Genomic DNA, 17,668 nt, shown 5'->3' with positions numbered 1-17,668 from the left:
GGTTACCCTCAAAGGGTGAAACCGTTCCTCCTGCTGGCCTCCCGGCCCGAGGACGCCGCCGCCGACAGCGAGTACGAGGCGTTCCTGCGCTGCGGCGGCCTCGACGAGCGCGACCTGGTCCGGGTCCGGCTGGACTCCCAGCCGCTGCCCGACGTCGACCTGAGCCGGTACTCCGGGATCATCGTCGGCGGCAGCCCGTTCACCGGCTCCATCCCCCACGAGCACAAGAGCGACACCCAGCTGCGGGTCGAGACCGAGCTCGGCGGGCTGCTGGACCAGGTGGTCGACGTCGACTTCCCCTTCCTCGGCGCCTGCTACGGCATCGGGACCCTGGGCCGGCACCAGGGCGCCTCCATCGACGGCACCTACGCCGAGCCGATCTCCGCCCCGGTCATCGAGCTGACCGAGGCGGGCGTCAGCGACCCCCTGCTCGCCGGCATGCCGGCGACCTTCCGCGCCTTCGTCGGCCACAAGGAGGCGTGCAGCCGGCTGCCGGGGCACGCCGTCCTGCTGGCCCGCTCCGCCACCTGCCCGGTCCAGATGTTCCGGGTCAAGACCAACCTCTACGGCACCCAGTTCCACCCCGAGCTGGACGTCCCGGGCCTGCTGGAGCGGGTACGGATCTACCGCGACGCCGGCTACTACGACCCGGCCCAGCAGGAGGAGGTCGAGCGGGAGATGAGCGCCGTCGTCGTCGGGGACGTCCACCGGGTGGTGCGCAGCTTCGTCGAGCGGTACGCCCGGGACTGACTGCGGGCGGGCCGGGGGGCCCGACCGGGACGGGCCCGTCCGGACCGGCCAGCGGCGTGCCCGACGGCGGCTGGACCAGCCAGCGGCCTGCCCGACAGCGGTCGGACCCGCCAGCGGCCTGCCCGACGGCGGTCGGACCGGCCCCGGCCCGACCGCTCGGTCCACCTGCTGATCTGGCTCGTCCGGAAGCCGGGCGCGGGTGCACCATGGCCGGCCATGGGCACGACGACGACGCCGACCGACCGCTCCGCCGAGGACCGCAGCGCCCACGTGGCGGTGACCGTCTTCCCCCTGCTCATCCTGGCCGCGGCCGCCGTCGCCTTCCTCACCCCCGGGACGTTCACCGGGCTGTCGGCGTGGGTCAACCCGCTGCTCGGCGTCATCATGTTCGGGATGGGCCTGACCCTGACCCTGCCGGACTTCCGGCTCGTCGTCACCCGGCCGCTGCCCGTGCTCATCGGCGTCGTCGCGCAGTTCTCGGTCATGCCGCTGCTCGGCCTGGCCCTGGCGTGGGCGCTGCGGCTGCCGCCGGACCTGGCTGCCGGCGTGATCCTGGTCGGCTGCGCCCCCGGCGGGACCGCCTCCAACGTCGTGACCTACCTGGCCAAGGGAGACACCGCGCTGTCGGTGACGATGACGTCGGTGTCCACCCTGCTGGCCCCGCTGGTCACCCCGCTGCTGACGCTGTGGCTCGCCGGGACCTACCTGCCGGTGGACGGGGCCGGCATGGCCCGGACCATCGCCACCATCGTGCTGCTGCCGGTCGCGGCGGGCCTGGTGGTCCGGCTCGCCCTGCCCCGCCTGGTCACCCGGGCGCTGCCGGTGCTGCCGTGGGTCTCCGTGGTCGCCATCGCGCTCGTGGTGGTCGCCGTCGTCGCCGGCAGCGCCGACAAGGTCCTCGAGGCGGGCCTGCTCGTGCTCGCCGCCGTCGTGCTGCACAACTGCCTGGGCTACCTGCTCGGCTACGGCCTCGCCGCGCTGACCCGCCAGCCCGAGCGGGTGCGACGCACGGTCGCCGTCGAGGTCGGGATGCAGAACTCCGGGCTCGCGGCCGGCCTCGCCGCCCAGTACTTCAGCCCGCTGGCCGCGCTGCCCGGCGCGGTGTTCTCGGTCTGGCACAACGTCTCCGGGGCCCTGCTCGCCGCCCTGCTGCGGCGCCGCCCGCTCCCGCAGGACCGGGCGCCGGCACCGGCGACCGGGGGCACCGGCCGGGGCTGACGGCGGACCTGGGCCGACGACGGCGCACGGCCGGCCGCCGTCGACCGCTGCACCGGCCACCGGGCGCTGTGCCGGCCCCCAGGCGCTGTGCCATCGTGTGCGGCATGTCTGCGACCCCACCCCGGACCGGCGCCCGCCGCCTCGTCACCACCACGCTGCCCACCGAGCACGGCACCTTCGTCATGCACGGCTACGCCGGCGGCGGCGGGCTCGGCAACGTCGCGCTGGTGATGGGCGACGTCGCCGCCGAGGAGGACCTCGCCCCGCTGGTCCGGGTGCACTCGGAGTGCCTGACCGGGGACGCGCTCGGGTCCTACCGCTGCGACTGCGGGGAGCAGCTCGACGCCGCGCTGCACGAGATCAGCCTCGCCGGGCGGGGCGCGCTGGTCTATCTCCGCGGCCACGAGGGCCGCGGGATCGGCCTGCTGGCCAAGCTCGAGGCCTACGCCCTGCAGGACGCCGGGGTGGACACCGTCGACGCGAACCTGCGGCTGGGCTACCCGGCGGACGCGCGCACCTACGACGAGGCCGCCGAGATCCTGCACGACCTCGGCGTGCGCCGGGTCCGGCTGATGTCGGCCAACCCGGACAAGGCGGCCAAGCTCGCCGAGCTGGGGATCGAGGTGGTCGCCCGGCACCGCCTGCCGGTGGTGGACCGGCCGGAGAACTCGTTCTACCTGACCACCAAGCGGCACCGGATGGGCCACGACGCCGCCGCCCCGCCGGTGTGGGGCGAGCTGGTCGCCGGGCGGGTGCCCGACGTCGCCCCCACCCCCGACGACGCCGCGCTGCTGGACCGCTACGGCCCGCTCGTCGCGCTCGGCCGGCCCGCCACCATCGCCCAGCTGGGGCAGAGCAGCGACGGGTTCATCGCGGCCCGCACCGGCGACGCGGAGTTCGTCACCGGCCCGGCCGACCGCGAGCACCTGCACCGGCTGCGCGCCCTGGTGGACGCCGTCGTCGTGGGCGCGGGCACGGTCGTCGCCGACGACCCGCGGCTGACCGTGCGGGCGGTGCCCGGCGCCGACCCGGTCCGGGTGGTGCTCGACCCAGCCGCCCGGGTGCCGGCCGACGCGCGGGTGCTGACCGACGGCGCCGCCCCCACCCTCTGGTGCCTGGGCCCGGCCGCCGGCGTGCCGGCGACGGCGGCCCACGTGCAGGTCGTCCGGCTGCCGCTGACCGCCGGCCGGTTCGACCCGGCCGACGTGCTCGGCGAGCTGCACGCGCGCGGGCTCGGCCGGGTGCTGGTCGAGGGCGGCGGGCGGACGGTCTCCCAGTTCCTCGCTGCCCGGCTGCTGGACCGGCTCTTCCTCACCATCGCGCCGGTGCTCATCGGCGACGGCGTCCCGGGCATCCGGTTCACCGGCTCGGACCGGATGGCCGACGCGCTGACCGCACCGACCCGTCGGTTCGTGCTCGGCCCGGACGTGTGCACCGAGTTCGACCTCACCGCCGTCCGGCGTCCCTGACCGGCGGGGGCCCGGCGGGCGGCGGCGGGTCCGCCGGCCCCGGTGGGTCCAGCACCTCCCGCACCGCCGCGGCCGTCCCGGCCCAGGTGGGCAGGCCCTCCCGGGCGGCCAGCGCCGCCGCCCGCCACCGGCCCCGCAGGTCCGCCGAGTCCAGCCAGTTCCGGAGGGTGGCGGCGAGCGCTGCCGGGTCCCCCGGCGGCACCGCGGCGCCGGGCAGCCCCCGGTCCCCGGCGCCCAGGCGGAGCGCCTCCACCGCGCCAGTGCCGGCCCCGACGAGCGCCGGCACGCCGCGGGCCAGGGCCTCGAGCACCACCAACCCGAACGTCTCCGCCCGGGAGGGCAGGACCAGCAGGTCGGCCCGGGCCCACTGCGCCGCCAGCGCGGGCCCGGTAGCGGGGCCGGGCACGGCCACCCGGCCGGTGAGCCCGCCGGCGTCGACCGCCGCCCGGACCGCCGCGGCGTAGCCCGGGTCGGCGTCGTCCGGGCCGACCAGGGCCGCCGTCCACGGCCGGTCGGCCACCCGGGCCAGGGCGGCGACGAGGGTCAGCTGATCCTTGGTCGGGGTCAGCGCCGCCAGCGCCAGGAGGTGCGGCGGGCCGCCGGTGCCCGCCGTGCCGCCGGCCGGCGCGGCCGGCCGGACACCCGGCCGGGCCACGTGCACGGTGCCGAGCCCGTGCCGCCGGGCCAGGTCCGCCGCCGCCGTCGCGGAAGTGGCCACGACGGCGGTCGCGGCCCGCACCCCCCGGCGCTCGGCCCGGTCCCGGCGCGTGCGGGCGGCTGGGTCGAGGCCGCGCTCCGTGGCGAGCGGCATGTGCACGAGGAGGACGACCGAGCGCCCGGCCCGCACCGCCGCGGCCACCTGGTCCGGGGCGGCGCACCCGACGATGCCGTCGACAACGCTCGCCCGGTGCGCGGCGAGCGCCGCGGCCAGAGCGTCGAGGTCGGCCGCGCCGGGGTCCGGCCAGGGCCCCGGCAGGGCGTGCACGACGACGTCGGTGCCGCTCGCGCGCAGGGCGGTCACGAGCTCGGCGTTGTAGGTGTTCCCGCCGCTGGGCGCGGTCCGGTCCCAGGTGATCAGGCCCAGCGCGGCGGCGCTGCTCGACGGTCCGGCCCGACCGGGCGAGGGTTCGGCACCACCCCCGCGAGAGGATCCGGCGCCGCTCGACGGTCCGGCACCCCCGCCCGAGGCTCCCGCACCGCCGGGAGCGGGTCCGCCGCTGCCGCTCACAGGTCCAGGGTGTACCCGGCCCAGGCGTCGGGGTGCTCGCGCAGGACGACGTCGAGCCCGGCGAAGGTCCCCGCCGGCAGGCGGCCGGCGACGCGCTCGGCCACCACCCGCGCCAGCGTCTCGGTGGTCGTCAGGGTGCCGCGCAGGTCGGGGTGGTCGTCGAGGTTGGTGTAGTCCAGGTCGGCCAGCGCCTCGCGCAGCAGGCCGGTGGCGACCCCGATGTCGAGCACGATGCCCGCCTCGTCCAGCTCGCGGCGGCGGATGGTGAGCTCGACGACGTAGGTCGCCCCGTGCAGCTGCTGGGCCGGGCCGAAGGCCGGGTGCGGCAGGGAGTGGGCGATCATCATGTGGTCGCGGACGGTCAGGCGGTACATCGGTCTCCTCGGGTCGGTCTTTGGGCGGGTGCGGGGAAGGTCGGGGCTGACGGGCGGTGCCAGGCCTCGGCCGAGCCTCAATGAACCCGGCCGTAGTGGGCGTCAGGCGCCACCCGCGCCGGCCGCGCCGGCCGCGTCGGCCGCGTCGGCGTCGTAGGTCACCACATGGCACAGCGCGTCCGGGTCGGCAGTCACCTGCGCCATGGCGGCCGGCAGGGCGGTGAACGGGCTGCGCCCGGTGAGGAAGGAGTCGAAGGCGGGGTCGGCGAGCAACCGCAGCGCCAGGGCCAGCCGGTCCCCGGTGGTGCGGCGGGCCCGGCGGGCGGCGGCGACGGCGCCGACCTGGCTGGCCCGCACGGTCAGCCGCCGGGCGTGGAACGCACCGCCCAGCGGCACCCGCGGGGAGCGGGTGCCGTACCAGGACACCTCCACCAGCTCCCCCTCCTCCCCGAGCAGGTCCAGCCCGCGGGCCAGGCCGTCCTCGCTGGCCGAGCAGTGCACGACGACGTCGCAGTCCCCGGCCGCGTCCGCCGGCTCGACGAGGTCCACGCCCAGGGCCCGGGCCAGGCCGGCCCGGGCCGGGTTGACGTCGAGGAGCTGCAGGCGGTCCAGCGGGAAGCGGCGCAGCAGGGCCGCGACCGCGCCACCCACCATCCCGGCGCCGACGACGGCGACCCGGTCCCCGAGCCGGGGCGCGGCCTCCCAGACCGCGTTGACGGCGGTCTCCACCGTGCCGGCCAGGACGGCGCGGTCGTCCGGGACGTCGTCGGGCACCGGGGTCAGGGCGGTGACCGGCACGACGTAGGCGTCCTGGTGCGGGTAGAGGCAGAACATCCGCCGGCCGCGGAGCTCGGGCGGGCCGTCCTCGACGACGCCGACCGAGAGGTAGCCGTACTTCACCGGCCCGGGGAGGTCCCCCTCCTGGAAGGGGGCGCGCATCCGGTCGGCGACGGCGGCCGGGACCTCGCCGCGGTGCACGAGGGTCTCGGTGCCGCGGGAGATCCCGGACCGGCGCGTGCGGACCAGCGCCTCGCCCGGACCCGGGCGGCGGGCCGGTTCGCCGCGCAGCTCGCCCTGACCGGGCGCCGTCGTCCAGTACGCGGTCCACGAGGTCACCGCTCGATTCTGCCGGGCGCGGCGGGTCACGCACGCCAGGCAGCGCCGACGGCGGCCGAGGGCTCCCCGTCCGGTGCGCCCCGCCGTCGGTGCCCGCCACCGTGGCAACCCTGCCGGGCCGGTGCGTCCCGCCGTCGGCGACCCCGCCGTCGGCGGCCTGCCGGGCCGGGGCTACCGTGGACCCAAACGCGTCCCCACCACCGACGGAGGCCAGTGCCCGTGGAGCTGCCCCCCGACCTGCTCGACGCCGAGGTGATGGCCTTCGACGTCGACGGCACGCTGGCCGGGGCGGACCACCTCGTCAGCGACCGCACGCTGCGGGCGCTGGCCGCGCTCGACGCCGCCGGTGTCGAGCCGGTGGTGATCACCGGGCGCATCGCGGCCGACGCGGCGCAGATCCTGCACGACGCCGGCGTCGAGGGCTTCGCCATCGCCTCCGGCGGCGCGGTCACCGTGGACACCCGCACCGGGGAGCGGCTGCGGGTGGCGACGATGGACCCGGCCGAGGTGCGGGGGCTGGTGGACCTGGCCCTGGCGCGGGGCGTGGAGCCCATCCTCTTCACCGCCGAGGAGATGGTGCTGGTCGAGGGCAGTCCGGCCTACCCGTACCTGGCGGCGGTCACCGCCGGGGCCGAGCCGGTGCAGGTGCCCGCGGCGGACCTGCCGACGACGGGCATCACCAAGGCGATGCTGTTCGGGCAGGCGGCCGACGTCGACGCCCTCGGGCCCGTCGTCGCCGCGCGCTTCCCGCGGATGACCAGGTCGATGGACTGGTCCTGGGAGATGAGCGCGGCCGGCGCGGACAAGTGGGCGGCGCTCGCCGCGGTGCTGGACCGGCTCGGGGTGCCGCCGGTCCGGGCGGCCGGCGTGGGCGACGGCGACAACGACCTGGTCTGGCTGGCCGAGGTCGGCACGCCGGTCGCCGTCGCCAACGCCCGACCGGCCGTCAAGGCGCTGGCCCGGCTGGAGATCGGCGACCACGGCGCGGACGCCGTCGCCGAGCTCATCGAGGCGCTGGTCGCCGCGCGGAGCCGTCGGGCCGGGTGAGCGTGGCCGTCCGTCCGGCCGCGCCCGCCGCGTTACCTAGCCGTCCGCCCCCTGGGAGTCCGCCGCCGGCTGCTGGGCCTCGGCCGAGTCCCAGCCCTGCTCGGCGGCGACCGGGTCCATCCAGATCATGCTGAAGAGGTTGCCGTCCGGGTCCTCGAAGTCACGGGAGTACATGGGGCCGTAGTCCTGCGCCGTGCGGTGCTCGGTGCCGCCGGCCGCGACGACCCGGTCGATGAACGCGTCGACGTCCGCCCGGCTGTCGCAGCTCAGTGCGGTCTCCACCTGGATGGAGGTGCGGGGGTCGACGATCGGCTTGTCGGTGAAGGTGGCGAAGAACTCGCGGGTGAGCACCATCAGGTAGATGTTCTCGTCGATGACGACGCAGGCCGCGTTGTCGTCGGTGAAGTTCGGGTCCAGCCGCCAGCCGATGCCGGTGAAGAACGCCTTCGACCGGTCCAAGTCGGTGGTGGGCAGGTTGACGAAGATTGCGGTCGCCATGACGTGTCTCCCTTGACCGTGCTTGCCCGCCGGGCGGCGGGCAAGCCCATGCTGGCAGGGCACCGGCGCGCGTGTCAGCAGCAATACGGGCTGCCGGCCCGCGGCCCGGGGGTGCTGGCTCACTTCCGTCACCCGAACCACCGCAAAGTCGGGCCGGTGCTCGGCGGCGATCCCGAGCCACGGGCCGGGGCGCACGACGGCGTAGGGCGAGGTCTAGCCGGTCATGGTGTGCGCACGCGCGGTACCTTGCCGGCACGACGACGGGCGATCGTGCGGGAGACTGCCAGCAGTCCAGTAGTTGCGTCGCGCCCTCGGGTGCTCGGAGGACGCCAGCGCGTCGGCCGCGCGTGCTGCGGCGCCCGTCCACGCAGGTGGTATATTTTCCGGTATGTTTACACCTCGCGATTCGCAGTCCGTGCTGGACGACATCGGCGACAAGTTCCCGTTGGCCCTGCTGCGAGCGACGGACAACGCGCGCGATGACTACGCCGCCTTCCGCGCGGCGTTCCCGTCCTGGGTGCTGCGGATGTTCGAGCGGGACCTGGCCAACCTCATCCACCCCCGCCTGTGGGCACACCTCGAGGACGAGCTCGAGGGCGTCGACGGCATCAAGCTGACCGCAAGCGAGCCGTACCGTGAGATCGGCATCCAGACCGCGGGTGGCCGCGGCTACGTGGCCCGGGTGAAGCGACACAACGAGTCGGACCGGATCCGCTCGTACTCAACCCCGAGCGACCTGGTGTTCTGGAGCGGTGCATCGGTGACGTTCGAGGGCTTCGAGCGGGTGCCGCTCGCCGTCGGGTACCGCTGGAAGCGCGACACCCGTGAGATCGGCAGTGCCGTCATCTCCTACCGCGAGGGCAAGAACAACGTGGTGTGGGCCTACTCCATCGACGGGGGCGGCGCGGGCGCCGAGCCGTTCGTCTACGAGCCGATCCTGCCGAACCTGCCTACCGTGGATCTGCTGGACGCTTCGCGCGAGGCGGCGAACGACGAGAGGGGGGCCGAGGGACAGTGACCGGAATCGGCGAGGTCCTCGAGGCGGCTCGCCGAGCTCGAGGAATGACGCAAGAGGAGCTTGCGGAGGCCGCCCAGGTCACCCAGGCAGCGCTCTCGCGGTATGAGCACGACCTGCGCGCCCCGGAACCCGACGTGCTCGAGCAGCTCGCGCGGGCTCTGGGCGTCACCCCGGAGCTGCTCCAGCACGGCGACCGGATGCGCGGGGGGATCGCTGTGACCGCCCACATGCGGCGGCGCGCCACCGCCAAGGTGAGCGTCTGGCGCAGTCTGGAGGCCAGGCTGAACATGCTGCGCCTGCACACCAAGGCGCTGCGCAGCGAGGTCGGCCTCCGCGCCGAGCTGCAGGTCCCAGCCTTCGACCCGGCCATCGACGAGCCACAGGACGCTGCACGCATGGTGCGGCTTCAGTGGCACATGCCGGTCGGCCCCGTCCATTCCCTCGCCGCGTGGATGGAGGCCGCCGGGATCCTGATCTTCGAGGAAGATTTTGGCTCAGCAGCCCGCGTCGACGGGCTGTCGCAGTGGAGCGACGACTATGCGGTAGTGATGCTCAACTCAGCCGCTCCTCCAGACCGTAAGCGGCTGACGCTGGCGCACGAGCTGGGGCACCTCGTGCTGCACTCGCAGTACACCGACGGTGACCTCGAGGGTCACGCCAACGCCTTCGCTGCCGAGCTGCTGATGCCGGCCGAGGAGATCAAGCCGATGCTCCGCAGCCGGCTAACCCTGGCTCGGTTCGTGGAGCTCAAGCGGTACTGGGGAACCTCCATCGCAGCCCTCATCGAGCGGGCGTACCAGCTCGGTGTTCTCAGTTCCGCCGAGCGGGCCTCCCTATACAAGCAGATGAACAACCGGCGGTGGCGGATTCACGAGCCGGCCAGCGACGAGGTGCCGATCGAGGCACCGCGCCTGGTCCAGCACGTCGCCGACCAGCTGGCGGCCAAGGGTCTGGACGACGACGAGATTGCCCGCCTCGCGGGCTTCTCATCGCCCGAGGAAAACCAGTTGTTCGTGCCGCGCCGGCCTGACAGCCCGTGGCGACACCTCACGTCGGTGTAGCTCAAGGACGAAGCCCCGCCACCCTGACCAGGGTGACGGGGGCTTCGGGGTGGCGTTCCAACCTGGTCGACGGCGCTCGGGGGCCTGCCCTCGGGTGACGTTCTGTGCCCCTGAGCTGGGCATGACCCGACTGCGCGCCCCGCTGTGCGGGCCGCAGCTGGCCAGGGGGTCGGCTGCCCCGGCCGCGCCGATGCGGCCACGAACAGGCCTTTGTCTCGTTCGATCACCCCGATGCGGAGCCGAGCGCTCCGCGCTCGTCAGCGCGCTCGCGTTCGCCGGCAGCGGCGGGGGCGACGGGCGGCGGATTGTGTGTTCACCAGGGCGGTCCGCCGTCTCGGCTTCGGTGTGGTGGTGGCCGCTGCTCGTCTTGGTGCTGAGGATTGCGTGGGCGTGTGCTCGCAGCACCGAGAGCTCGAGCTCTATCACCGAGGCCGAGGTGGTCCGCGCCCGGCGCCTGGCATGGACTTGCGGATCTCCGACTTCGGGTCCATGCTTCGACGGTACGTCCTGGCCTCCCGGCCAGGGAGGTTGGTGTTACCGATCACGCCCGGGAGTCACCTCGCTGCCTGTGAATCATCTGCTGGAGCGATGCCAACACGTCGTCTACACCCGAGCGTGGCGAGATCCACCGGCGCCGGCGTCGACCCGATCCTTCATCTCGAGAGGCATGACGGTGAACACCGACAGGATTCCTACCCCGGCCCGCGCGCACGGTAGAGTGTGCGTCGAGAGCAAGGGCTACGTCATGCTTCACGGCGCGGAATTCCGTAGCGGATTAATGTCTGGTGGGAAGAAGAGATCATGCACCTCCCGGCAGGGTCACTGAATATTTACGGCGGGCTAGACCGATATGTGTAGTTGGGCAATTACCTGGGGAGACGTGCCAACGTGGATTGGCGCAATCGGTACTGTAGGGGCGGTCTTCTGGGCAGTCTTCCTCTATACCGGGAGCCTCGAGGATCGCAAGAAAGCACAGGCGCGACTCCTCGCTCCGGTAGGAGGCGCTGTGCCAGTTCAAGTACTTCCGGGTGCACCGGTGGAGCCCGAGAGCAATGGGTCGCAGGATCTAATTGGAATAGGGCCCGACCGGCGGGTAGTTGTGACTTCCGAAGCGTACATGGTCAAGGTGCGCATTATTTCAACGAGCGCCGAAACCTTCTCTGACATACGTGCGTCACTCCTCCTGGAAGACGGGCGCCAAGTTGACTTCACCCTAGGGTTTAGTGAGATTGCTCCGCATGAGGAGAAGATCTTTACAAACTACTTTCATCCAGGACGAGTTTTCGGTCTAATGAAAGTGATCCTTCAGTTCCAGGATGCGAACGGGAATCGCTGGGAACGCATCAATGGTGAGCCCCTTCGCTCGCTCCCGCGTACGAGAACTGCGCCGACGTTCCTCAATGCTAAACGCAGGATCAAGGGTGGTGTTGGAAAAAGGTAGGGTCGACGGTGCCGTCCGGAAAACTAGGGCGAGCGGCGATAGGCCCGAGTGAGATCGAACGGCTCATCAAGTCTAAGCGGCGTCTGCCGACCCTGATGTGGTGCAGCAGGTCGACGCGATTTATGTGCCGCAAAGTTCACCAGAACCGTGTTGTCCGGGAACAGGATTGTCGTCACGGGGCGGCGCTCAAGCCAAGCTCGGCGGCCAACGCGTCGACATCTCCTGCCGGAAGCTCTGGCGCCTTGAGGTCGAGGTCCACAACGTCCACGTCGAGCATCCACGCGAGCGTCTCCGGCCCGATCAGGCCGTCTTCTACCCGCTCGAGATGGGTGTGGAGCAGTTGTTGCGGAAAGTGCCGACGGGCGGCAGCGGCCATCCGCTCGCTGATTGCGTCGACGCCAGGCTCGAAAGAGCGCCAGTGCCGACGCAGGAGGCGCTGCGTCGGCTGTTCGGCCCACTGGTGCACAGCACCGGCAGCGGCGATCCCGCAGGCGGCGACGCGGCGGGCGGTGGCGTCCGTAGAAACCCCGTGATCCCACACCCACCGTGCCAGCCCCTCGGCGGTGATGCTCTCGAAGCCCGCTGCGCGCATCGTGCGAGCGGGCATGAGCAGCTCGGCGGCGAAGGCGTTTGCGGCAGCCTCTGCTTCATCGTCGACAGCATCCGTGGACCGGGAGCCGTCTGCGAGGTGTGCCAGCTCGTGCGCCAGGGAGAAGTTCTCGTAGAACCATTTGCCTGTCACCTTTATGGCGATGACGTGCCGCCCGCCGATGGAGAAGCAGTAGGCGGTGGACAGTTCGGGCACGCGGACGACGTGGATCCCGAGGCGTTCCTCGAGCCGCTCGAGGAACGGGAACACGAAGTCCTCACCCAGGGCCTCCCGTGCCGCTGCGGGGGTGGCGGGAACCTCCACGGACTCCCCGAGGTCGCCGGCCTGGCGGTAGGCGAGCTCGATGTCCCCCAGCACTCGTCGGTCGGCCTGCAGATCTGGTACCTCCCGCGCGCCTGTCGAGTGGTCGAAGGTGTGTCGGGCCGCAAGTCGCAGTCGACGAGGGTCGGCCTGGCCGGTGAGCCAGTGGACGTCCGCACGGACCTGGGACGGAGGCAGCACGGGGACGGGCACCGCTTCGGCTCGTTCCCGTGTCGCCGCCTCACCGTAGAGTGTCCACGGCTCTCGATCTCGGGTACGGAAGGGCACTGATCAGGATGCTCATCGCGCGGCCGTTCACCCCTGAGGCGCTCAAGCTCCACCCGTTCAGCTGCGGTGAGCAGGAGCTCGACGAGTGGCTCGTCCAGTACGCGGGGCAGAACGAGCGGAAGAACAACACCCGCACGACGCTGCTCCTCGACGAGCGGGCCGGGCGCGTCGCCGGCTACTACTCGATGCGCACGTTCGAGCTGCAGGCAGCCGACGCCGAGTCCGCTGTGGGACGCAGCCGAGGCTACCCGGTGCCGGCAGTGCTCATCGCGAAGCTCGCCGTCGACACCGACTACCAGGGCAAGGGCGTGGGCCGGCTGCTGCTCTTCGACGCGCTGCAGAAGCTCCTGGGTGCGGCGGACAGCGTCGGGTTCGAGCTCGTGGTCGTGCACGCCCTGCACGAGGACGCGGCGTGCTTCTACCTCAAGTGCGGGTTCCGCCGGTTCCTGGACCACGACCTCAGCCTGTTCCTGACGACGAAGGACCTCCGCGTGACGTTCGCCCCGGCGAATCCCAGTTGACCGTACGCACCAGGTGCGTACAGTGGCTGTACGCCCAGAGACAGCAGAGTCATCCAACGCGTGACACGAGAGGTGTCAGTATGCCCACCGCAGACGTGCGGTCAGAGCGCCTGAACATGCGCCTGTCCCCCGAAGCGCTCGCTACGATCCGCGAAGCCGCAGCCGCTCAGCAGCAGGACGTGTCCGCCTTCGTGCTCGGCGCCGCCATGGAGCGCGCCCGCGAGGTCCTGCTCCGCGACCGCGTCATCCGCCTCACCCCTCGCGAGCTCGACCAGGTCGAGACCGCCCTCGCCGAGGAGCCGCAGGTCGTGCCCGAGCTCGCGGCGCTCATCGCGGCGGTACGGCGTGACACGCAGAAGCACGGCAGGAAGGAATTTGCGACGCGCTGAGCGTGCCCCTCGAGCGGTACGACAGGGCGGTCCGGAGCTGATCCGGGCCGCGCTCCGTCGCCGTCCCGGCCGACGGACGGGTGGGGTGCAGGGTCCGGTACGACGAAGGGCCCCACATCCGGCAGGATTCTGAGGATGGGGGCCCCTTCGTTCGGCGGTAGCGGTGGGATTTGAACCCACGGAGGCTATGAACCTCACACGCTTTCGAGGCGTGCTCCTTAGGCCGCTCGGACACGCTACCCCGGCGGACGATGCTACCCGCCAGGGCGGAGGGCTCCCAAACGCCCTCCGGCAGCGGACCACCCCATCCACGCGCCGCCGCGCGGCGGGACCGGTGACCCCGACCCGTGCCCGCTGCCCCAGAGTCGCACCTACGCCCCATGCCGGCGGGGTCGCCCCGCCGTAGCCTGCTGGGATGACCAGCTCAGGCCCGGAGGCACCGGCGGCGCTCCTCGACCGCGCCGTCGAGGTGCTCGCCGGGCGCCGCGTCGCGGTGCTCACCGGCGCTGGCATCTCCACCGACTCCGGCCTCCCGGACTACCGCGGCCCGGACTCCCCGCCGCGGCGGCCGATCACCTTCCAGCAGTTCGTCGGCGACGAGCGGTTCCGCCGGCACTACTGGGCCCGCAACCACGTCGGCTGGCACCACATGCGCGAGACGGCCCCCAACGCCGGCCACCGGGCGCTGGCCCGGCTGGAGCAGGCCGGGGTCGTCGTCGGGGTGATCACCCAGAACGTCGACCTGCTCCACCAGGCGGCCGGGTCCCGCCGGGTCATCGACCTGCACGGGCACTACAACGAGGTCGTCTGCCTGAACTGCGGCCACGTGGAGCCCCGGTCCGTGCTGCACGAGCGGCTTGACGCGCTGAACCCGGGCTTCGTCGACCGCGTCGTGGCCGACGTCGAGATCGCCCCGGACGCCGACGCGGTGGTGGAGGAGACCGAGGACTTCCGGGTGGCGCCCTGCCCGGTCTGCGGCGGGATGCTCAAGCCCAACATCGTCTTCTTCGGGGAGAACGTGCCCCGCCCGCGGGTGGCGGCGGCCCTCGAGCTGGTCGACGAGGCGGACGCCCTCCTGGTCGCCGGCTCCTCCCTCACCGTGCTCAGCGGGCTCCGCTTCGTCCGGCACGCCGCCCGCACCGGCCGGCCGATCGTCATCGTCAACCGCGGCACCACCCGGGGGGACGATCTCGCCACGGTCAAGATCGACGCCGGCACCACGCCGGTCCTGGTCGCGCTGGCCGACCGGCTGGCTCCGGCGGGCGGTGACGGGCTGTACCGGCAGCAGGCAGGTGACCCGGTCGCGGACCAACGCTGACCCGGGCCGACCGGGGCCCCGGGCGGCACCGGGTGGCTGCTCGGGTCTCGGAGGGCCGGCCCGGACTAGCGGGTCTCGAAGCCGGACAGCCCGGCCGGCTCCTCCGCCGCGACGTCCACCTGGCTGACCTCGGCGTGGCGCGGGCCGCGCCGCGCCCAGTCCACCAGCGCCGCGACGTCCTCCTCGCCGCCCTCGACCACCACCTCTACCGTCCCGTCCGGGCGGTTCTCCGCCCACCCGGCCAGGCCGAGGCGCTGGGCCTCCGCCTGGCAGGAGTACCGGTAGCCGACCCCCTGGACGAAGCCGTGGACCCGGAGCCGACGACGGATCATGGCTGCCTCCTCGTGCTGAAGAAGTCCTGCAGGAGCGCGGCGCTCTCGGCCGCCCGGACCCCGCCGACGACGGCCACCCGGTGGTTGAGCCGGGCGTCGCGGAGGACGTCGCGCACCGAGCCGGCGGCGCCGGCCTTGGGGTCCCACGCCCCGAGAACGACTCGGTCGAGCCGGGCGAGCACGACCGCGCCGGCACACATCGTGCACGGCTCCAGGGTGACCACCAGCGTGCAGCCGGCCAGCCGCCACGTCCCGGCGGCGGCCGCGGCCTGGCGCAGGGCGAGGATCTCGGCGTGCGCCGTCGGGTCGCCGTCGGCCTCCCGCCGGTTGCGCCCCCGGCCCAGCACGGAGCCGTCCGGGCCGACGACGACCGCACCGACCGGGACGTCACCGGTGCCTGGCGCCTGGCGGGCCAGGTCGAGCGCCTCCGCCATCGCCACGTCGATCTTCGTGTCCACAGCGGGCGACGGCGACCCGGCGGCGGGCGGGGTCAGCCCGGCGGCCGGCGGGGTCAGCCCGGCGGCCGGCGGGGTCAGCCCGGCAGCGGGAGAGGGCTGCCCAGCAGCAGTCGACGGCGGCAGCCCGGCGGCCGCCGTCGGCGGCCCGGCAGCGGGGTGCGGTCCCATGGGGCCATCATGCCCGGACGGTACGTTTGGCCCCATGCGCCTGCACGTCGCGGACCATCCGCTCATTGCCCACAAGCTCACCGTCCTGCGGGACGAGCGCACCGAGTCCCCGACGTTCCGGCTCCTGGTCGACGAGCTCGTGACGCTGCTGGCGTACGAGGCCACCCGGGACGTCCGGGTGGAGCGGGTGGAGGTCACCACGCCGGTCGCGCCGGCGGTCGGGGTGCACCTGGCCGCCCCGCGGCCGGTGGTCGTGCCGATCCTGCGGGCCGGGCTGGGCATGCTCGAGGGGATGACGCGGCTGCTGCCCACCGCCGAGGTCGGGTTCCTGGGGATGCAGCGCGACGAGCGCACCCTGGAGGCGATCACCTACGCCAACCGCCTGCCGGACGACCTCACCGCCCGCCAGTGCTACGTGCTCGACCCCATGCTCGCCACCGGCCACACGCTGGAGGCGGCGATCAACTACCTGCTCGCCCGCGGCGCCCAGGACGTCACGGCGATCTGCCTGCTCGCCGCCCCCGAGGGGCTGCGGACGCTGGACCAGGCGATCGGCGAGCGCGGGGACGTCACCATCGTCACCGCCGCCGTCGACGAGCGCCTGGACGAGCGGGCCTACATCGTGCCCGGGCTGGGCGACGCCGGGGACCGGCTCTACGGCGTCGCCGGCTGACGGCTGCCGGCCGGCGCGCCGCGGAACGCCCCGAGCGCGGCGTCGAGGTCCGCGCGCAGGTCCACCACGTCCTCCAGCCCGACGGACAGCCGCACGGTCGTCGGCCGGATGCCCTGGCGCCACCGCAGGTCCGGCGGCACCCGCCGGTGGGTGGTCGTGGCCGGGTGGGTGACCATCGACTTGGTGTCGCCCAGGTTGTTCGCGATGGCCACCAGCCGTAGGGCGTCGATGAACGCGAAGGTGCGGGCGACGTCGTCGGCCGGGTCGTCGTCGGGACCGGCCGCACTGGCGAGGGTCAGGGTGACGATCGTGCCGCCGGCGGACATCTGCGCCCGGGCGAGGTCGTGCTGAGGGTGGGAGGGCAGGAACGGGTAGCGCACCGCCGCCACCCCCGGCTGCTGCTCCAGCCAGGCGGCGAGCTCGAGGGCCGCCGCGGACTGGGCGCGGACCCGCAGCGCCATCGTCTCCAGGCCCTTGGCCAGCACCCAGGCGTTGAACGGGGCGAGGGTGGGCCCGGTCGTCCGCAGGAAGTCCTGCAGCGGCCCGCGGACGAAGGCGCGCCGGCCCAGCACCGCGCCGCCCATCACCCGGCCCTGCCCGTCGATGTGCTTCGTCGCCGAGTACACGACCACGTCGGCGCCGAGCGCGAGGGGGCGCTGCAGGACCGGCGTGGCGAAGACGTTGTCGACGACGACCCGAGCGCCCGCGGCGTGGGCGAGGCCGGCGATCGCGCGCAGGTCGAGGACGTCCAGCGCCGGGTTGGACGGGGTCTCGAGGAAGACGACGTCGGCCGGCGTCGCCAGCGCCGCGGCCCACTGGCCGAGGTCGGTGCCGTCGACGAAGTCGGTGCGCACGCCCCACCCGGCGAGGGTCTCGCTGAGGAGGACCAGGCTGGAGCCGAAGAGCTCGCGCGCGGCGACGACGCGGCACCCGGCGCGGACCAGGGACGCGACGGCGGCGAAGACGGCGGCCATGCCGCTGGCCGTGGCGTAGCAGTCCTCGGCGCCCTCGACGAGCGCGAGCCGCTCCTCGAAGGTCGTCACGGTCGGGTTGGTGTAGCGCGAGTAGGTGTACCGGTCGATCTCCTCCGCGAATGCCGCCTCGGCCTGGGCCGCCCGGTCGTAGACGAACCCGGAGGTGAGGAACAGGCCCTCGGCCGTCTCCTGGAAGGCGGTGCGGTGGTGCCCGCCATGAACGGCGAGCGTGGCGGGGCCGTAGCCGTCGGGACAACAGCTGGGGTCGGTCACGGCTTCCTCCTCTCCGGGGGCGCGGCGCCCCTCCGGTCCGTCGATCGTGGCCCGGCCACCGGTCGTGCTGGCGACGCCGACGGCGCCCGGCCCGGATCGTGAGACCGTACCCGCTGTGCGTCCGTCGCCTGGGACGGCGCGGGC

Annotated in this window: 18 protein-coding genes and 1 tRNA gene; 10 read left to right on the top strand and 9 right to left on the bottom strand. The window is 73.5% G+C overall.

What is annotated here, in order from left to right; all coding sequences use genetic code 11:
* The first annotated feature begins 15 nt into the window (after nt 1-15).
* The 3 genes from MF406_RS02705 (at nt 16) to ribA (ending at nt 3,437) form a co-directional block, all read left to right on the top strand.
* Nucleotides 16-750, top strand: a complete 735-nt coding sequence (locus MF406_RS02705; RefSeq protein WP_242896484.1) for a glutamine amidotransferase — start codon at nt 16-18, stop codon at nt 748-750.
* A 216-nt stretch (nt 751-966) separates the two neighbouring features.
* Nucleotides 967-1,968 (top strand): bile acid:sodium symporter family protein, encoded by a 1,002-nt coding sequence (locus MF406_RS02700; protein ID WP_242896483.1) that lies wholly within the window; start codon nt 967-969, stop codon nt 1,966-1,968.
* A gap of 104 nt (nt 1,969-2,072) precedes the next feature.
* The gene (gene ribA / locus MF406_RS02695) at nt 2,073-3,437 is read left to right on the top strand and encodes a GTP cyclohydrolase II (RefSeq protein WP_242896482.1); all 1,365 of its coding nucleotides are present in this window, start codon (nt 2,073-2,075) and stop codon (nt 3,435-3,437) included.
* On the opposite strand, the gene MF406_RS02690 is transcribed toward ribA, so the two are convergent.
* The 3 genes from MF406_RS02690 to MF406_RS02680 all read right to left on the bottom strand — a co-directional run bounded on the left by MF406_RS02690 (nt 3,415) and on the right by MF406_RS02680 (nt 6,155).
* The gene (locus tag MF406_RS02690) at nt 3,415-4,665 is read right to left on the bottom strand and encodes a glycosyltransferase family 4 protein (protein WP_242896481.1); all 1,251 of its coding nucleotides are present in this window, start codon (nt 4,663-4,665) and stop codon (nt 3,415-3,417) included. The genes ribA and MF406_RS02690 overlap by 23 nt on opposite strands.
* On the bottom strand, nt 4,662-5,039 hold the full coding sequence (locus tag MF406_RS02685) for a 6-carboxytetrahydropterin synthase (RefSeq protein ID WP_242896480.1): 378 nt from the start codon (nt 5,037-5,039) through the stop codon (nt 4,662-4,664). The genes MF406_RS02690 and MF406_RS02685 overlap by 4 nt, the downstream gene beginning before the upstream one ends.
* Nucleotides 5,040-5,141: 102 nt before the next feature.
* Entirely contained in the window at nt 5,142-6,155 is a 1,014-nt protein-coding gene (locus MF406_RS02680) for a zinc-binding alcohol dehydrogenase (RefSeq protein WP_242896479.1), read from the bottom strand.
* A gap of 219 nt (nt 6,156-6,374) precedes the next feature.
* Between MF406_RS02680 and MF406_RS02675 the strand changes: the two genes are divergently transcribed.
* Complete coding sequence (locus tag MF406_RS02675) at nt 6,375-7,202, top strand: HAD family hydrolase (RefSeq protein WP_242896478.1); 828 nt, start codon at nt 6,375-6,377, stop codon at nt 7,200-7,202.
* 36 nt (nt 7,203-7,238) lie between these two features.
* On the opposite strand, the gene MF406_RS02670 is transcribed toward MF406_RS02675, so the two are convergent.
* Entirely contained in the window at nt 7,239-7,700 is a 462-nt protein-coding gene (locus MF406_RS02670) for a VOC family protein (protein WP_242896477.1), read from the bottom strand.
* Nucleotides 7,701-8,088: 388 nt separating this feature from the next.
* On the opposite strand from MF406_RS02670, the gene MF406_RS02665 reads away from it, so the two are divergent.
* Nucleotides 8,089-8,718: a hypothetical protein gene (locus MF406_RS02665; protein ID WP_242896476.1), complete on the top strand. Its 630-nt coding sequence runs from the start codon at nt 8,089-8,091 to the stop codon at nt 8,716-8,718.
* Nucleotides 8,715-9,779 (top strand): ImmA/IrrE family metallo-endopeptidase, encoded by a 1,065-nt coding sequence (locus MF406_RS02660; RefSeq protein WP_256463926.1) that lies wholly within the window; start codon nt 8,715-8,717, stop codon nt 9,777-9,779. Before MF406_RS02665 ends, MF406_RS02660 begins: the two co-directional genes overlap by 4 nt.
* Before the next feature lie 1,613 nt (nt 9,780-11,392).
* Here MF406_RS02660 and MF406_RS02655 read toward each other — a convergent pair.
* Nucleotides 11,393-12,343, bottom strand: coding sequence for an ImmA/IrrE family metallo-endopeptidase (locus MF406_RS02655; RefSeq protein ID WP_242896474.1), 951 nt, complete (start codon nt 12,341-12,343; stop codon nt 11,393-11,395).
* Between the two features lie 83 nt (nt 12,344-12,426).
* Here MF406_RS02655 and MF406_RS02650 point away from each other — a divergent pair, with 83 nt between their 5' ends.
* Nucleotides 12,427-12,939, top strand: a complete 513-nt coding sequence (locus MF406_RS02650; RefSeq protein WP_242896473.1) for a GNAT family N-acetyltransferase — start codon at nt 12,427-12,429, stop codon at nt 12,937-12,939.
* A gap of 80 nt (nt 12,940-13,019) precedes the next feature.
* A complete protein-coding gene (locus MF406_RS02645; RefSeq protein ID WP_242896472.1) occupies nt 13,020-13,328 on the top strand; it encodes a DUF1778 domain-containing protein in 309 nt (102 codons plus the stop codon).
* Between the two features lie 155 nt (nt 13,329-13,483).
* Here the strand turns inward: MF406_RS02645 and MF406_RS02640 are convergent.
* Nucleotides 13,484-13,569, bottom strand: a tRNA-Ser gene (locus MF406_RS02640).
* 174 nt (nt 13,570-13,743) lie between these two features.
* Here MF406_RS02640 and MF406_RS02635 point away from each other — a divergent pair.
* A complete protein-coding gene (locus MF406_RS02635; protein ID WP_242896471.1) occupies nt 13,744-14,646 on the top strand; it encodes an NAD-dependent protein deacetylase in 903 nt (300 codons plus the stop codon).
* Between the two features lie 65 nt (nt 14,647-14,711).
* Here MF406_RS02635 and MF406_RS02630 read toward each other — a convergent pair whose 3' ends face one another.
* A complete protein-coding gene (locus MF406_RS02630; protein ID WP_242896470.1) occupies nt 14,712-14,978 on the bottom strand; it encodes an acylphosphatase in 267 nt (88 codons plus the stop codon).
* Nucleotides 14,975-15,412, bottom strand: coding sequence for a tRNA adenosine(34) deaminase TadA (gene tadA / locus MF406_RS02625; protein WP_242897663.1), 438 nt, complete (start codon nt 15,410-15,412; stop codon nt 14,975-14,977). Before tadA ends, MF406_RS02630 begins: the two co-directional genes overlap by 4 nt.
* Nucleotides 15,413-15,638: 226 nt before the next feature.
* Here tadA and upp point away from each other — a divergent pair, with 226 nt between their 5' ends.
* Nucleotides 15,639-16,277 carry a uracil phosphoribosyltransferase gene (upp, locus tag MF406_RS02620; RefSeq protein WP_242896469.1) on the top strand — a complete coding sequence of 213 codons (639 nt, stop codon included), beginning with the start codon at nt 15,639-15,641 and terminating at the stop codon, nt 16,275-16,277.
* On the opposite strand, the gene MF406_RS02615 is transcribed toward upp, so the two are convergent.
* Entirely contained in the window at nt 16,259-17,524 is a 1,266-nt protein-coding gene (locus tag MF406_RS02615; protein ID WP_242896468.1) for an O-succinylhomoserine sulfhydrylase, read from the bottom strand. The two genes, upp and MF406_RS02615, sit on opposite strands and share 19 nt — an antisense overlap.
* Nucleotides 17,525-17,668 lie beyond the last annotated feature (144 nt).

This window comes from Georgenia sp. TF02-10 (assembly GCF_022759505.1).
Taxonomy (GTDB): domain Bacteria; phylum Actinomycetota; class Actinomycetes; order Actinomycetales; family Actinomycetaceae; genus TF02-10.
Note: the sequence above shows the minus strand (reverse complement) of the source record. Positions and strands in the feature narration are given on the sequence as shown.

What these genes read in the sequence shown, in the direction of transcription:
- MF406_RS02700 (WP_242896483.1), top strand. Translation starts at nt 967, where the DNA reads ATGGGCACGACGACGACGCCGACCGACCGCTCCGCCGAGGACCGCAGC.
- ribA (WP_242896482.1), top strand. Translation starts at nt 2,073, where the DNA reads ATGTCTGCGACCCCACCCCGGACCGGCGCCCGCCGCCTCGTCACCACC.
- MF406_RS02685 (WP_242896480.1), bottom strand. Translation starts at nt 5,039, where the DNA reads ATGTACCGCCTGACCGTCCGCGACCACATGATGATCGCCCACTCCCTG.
- MF406_RS02670 (WP_242896477.1), bottom strand. Translation starts at nt 7,700, where the DNA reads ATGGCGACCGCAATCTTCGTCAACCTGCCCACCACCGACTTGGACCGG.
- MF406_RS02665 (WP_242896476.1), top strand. Translation starts at nt 8,089, where the DNA reads ATGTTTACACCTCGCGATTCGCAGTCCGTGCTGGACGACATCGGCGAC.
- MF406_RS02650 (WP_242896473.1), top strand. Translation starts at nt 12,427, where the DNA reads ATGCTCATCGCGCGGCCGTTCACCCCTGAGGCGCTCAAGCTCCACCCG.
- MF406_RS02645 (WP_242896472.1), top strand. Translation starts at nt 13,020, where the DNA reads ATGCCCACCGCAGACGTGCGGTCAGAGCGCCTGAACATGCGCCTGTCC.
- MF406_RS02635 (WP_242896471.1), top strand. Translation starts at nt 13,744, where the DNA reads ATGACCAGCTCAGGCCCGGAGGCACCGGCGGCGCTCCTCGACCGCGCC.
- MF406_RS02630 (WP_242896470.1), bottom strand. Translation starts at nt 14,978, where the DNA reads ATGATCCGTCGTCGGCTCCGGGTCCACGGCTTCGTCCAGGGGGTCGGC.
- tadA (WP_242897663.1), bottom strand. Translation starts at nt 15,412, where the DNA reads ATGGCGGAGGCGCTCGACCTGGCCCGCCAGGCGCCAGGCACCGGTGAC.
- upp (WP_242896469.1), top strand. Translation starts at nt 15,639, where the DNA reads ATGCGCCTGCACGTCGCGGACCATCCGCTCATTGCCCACAAGCTCACC.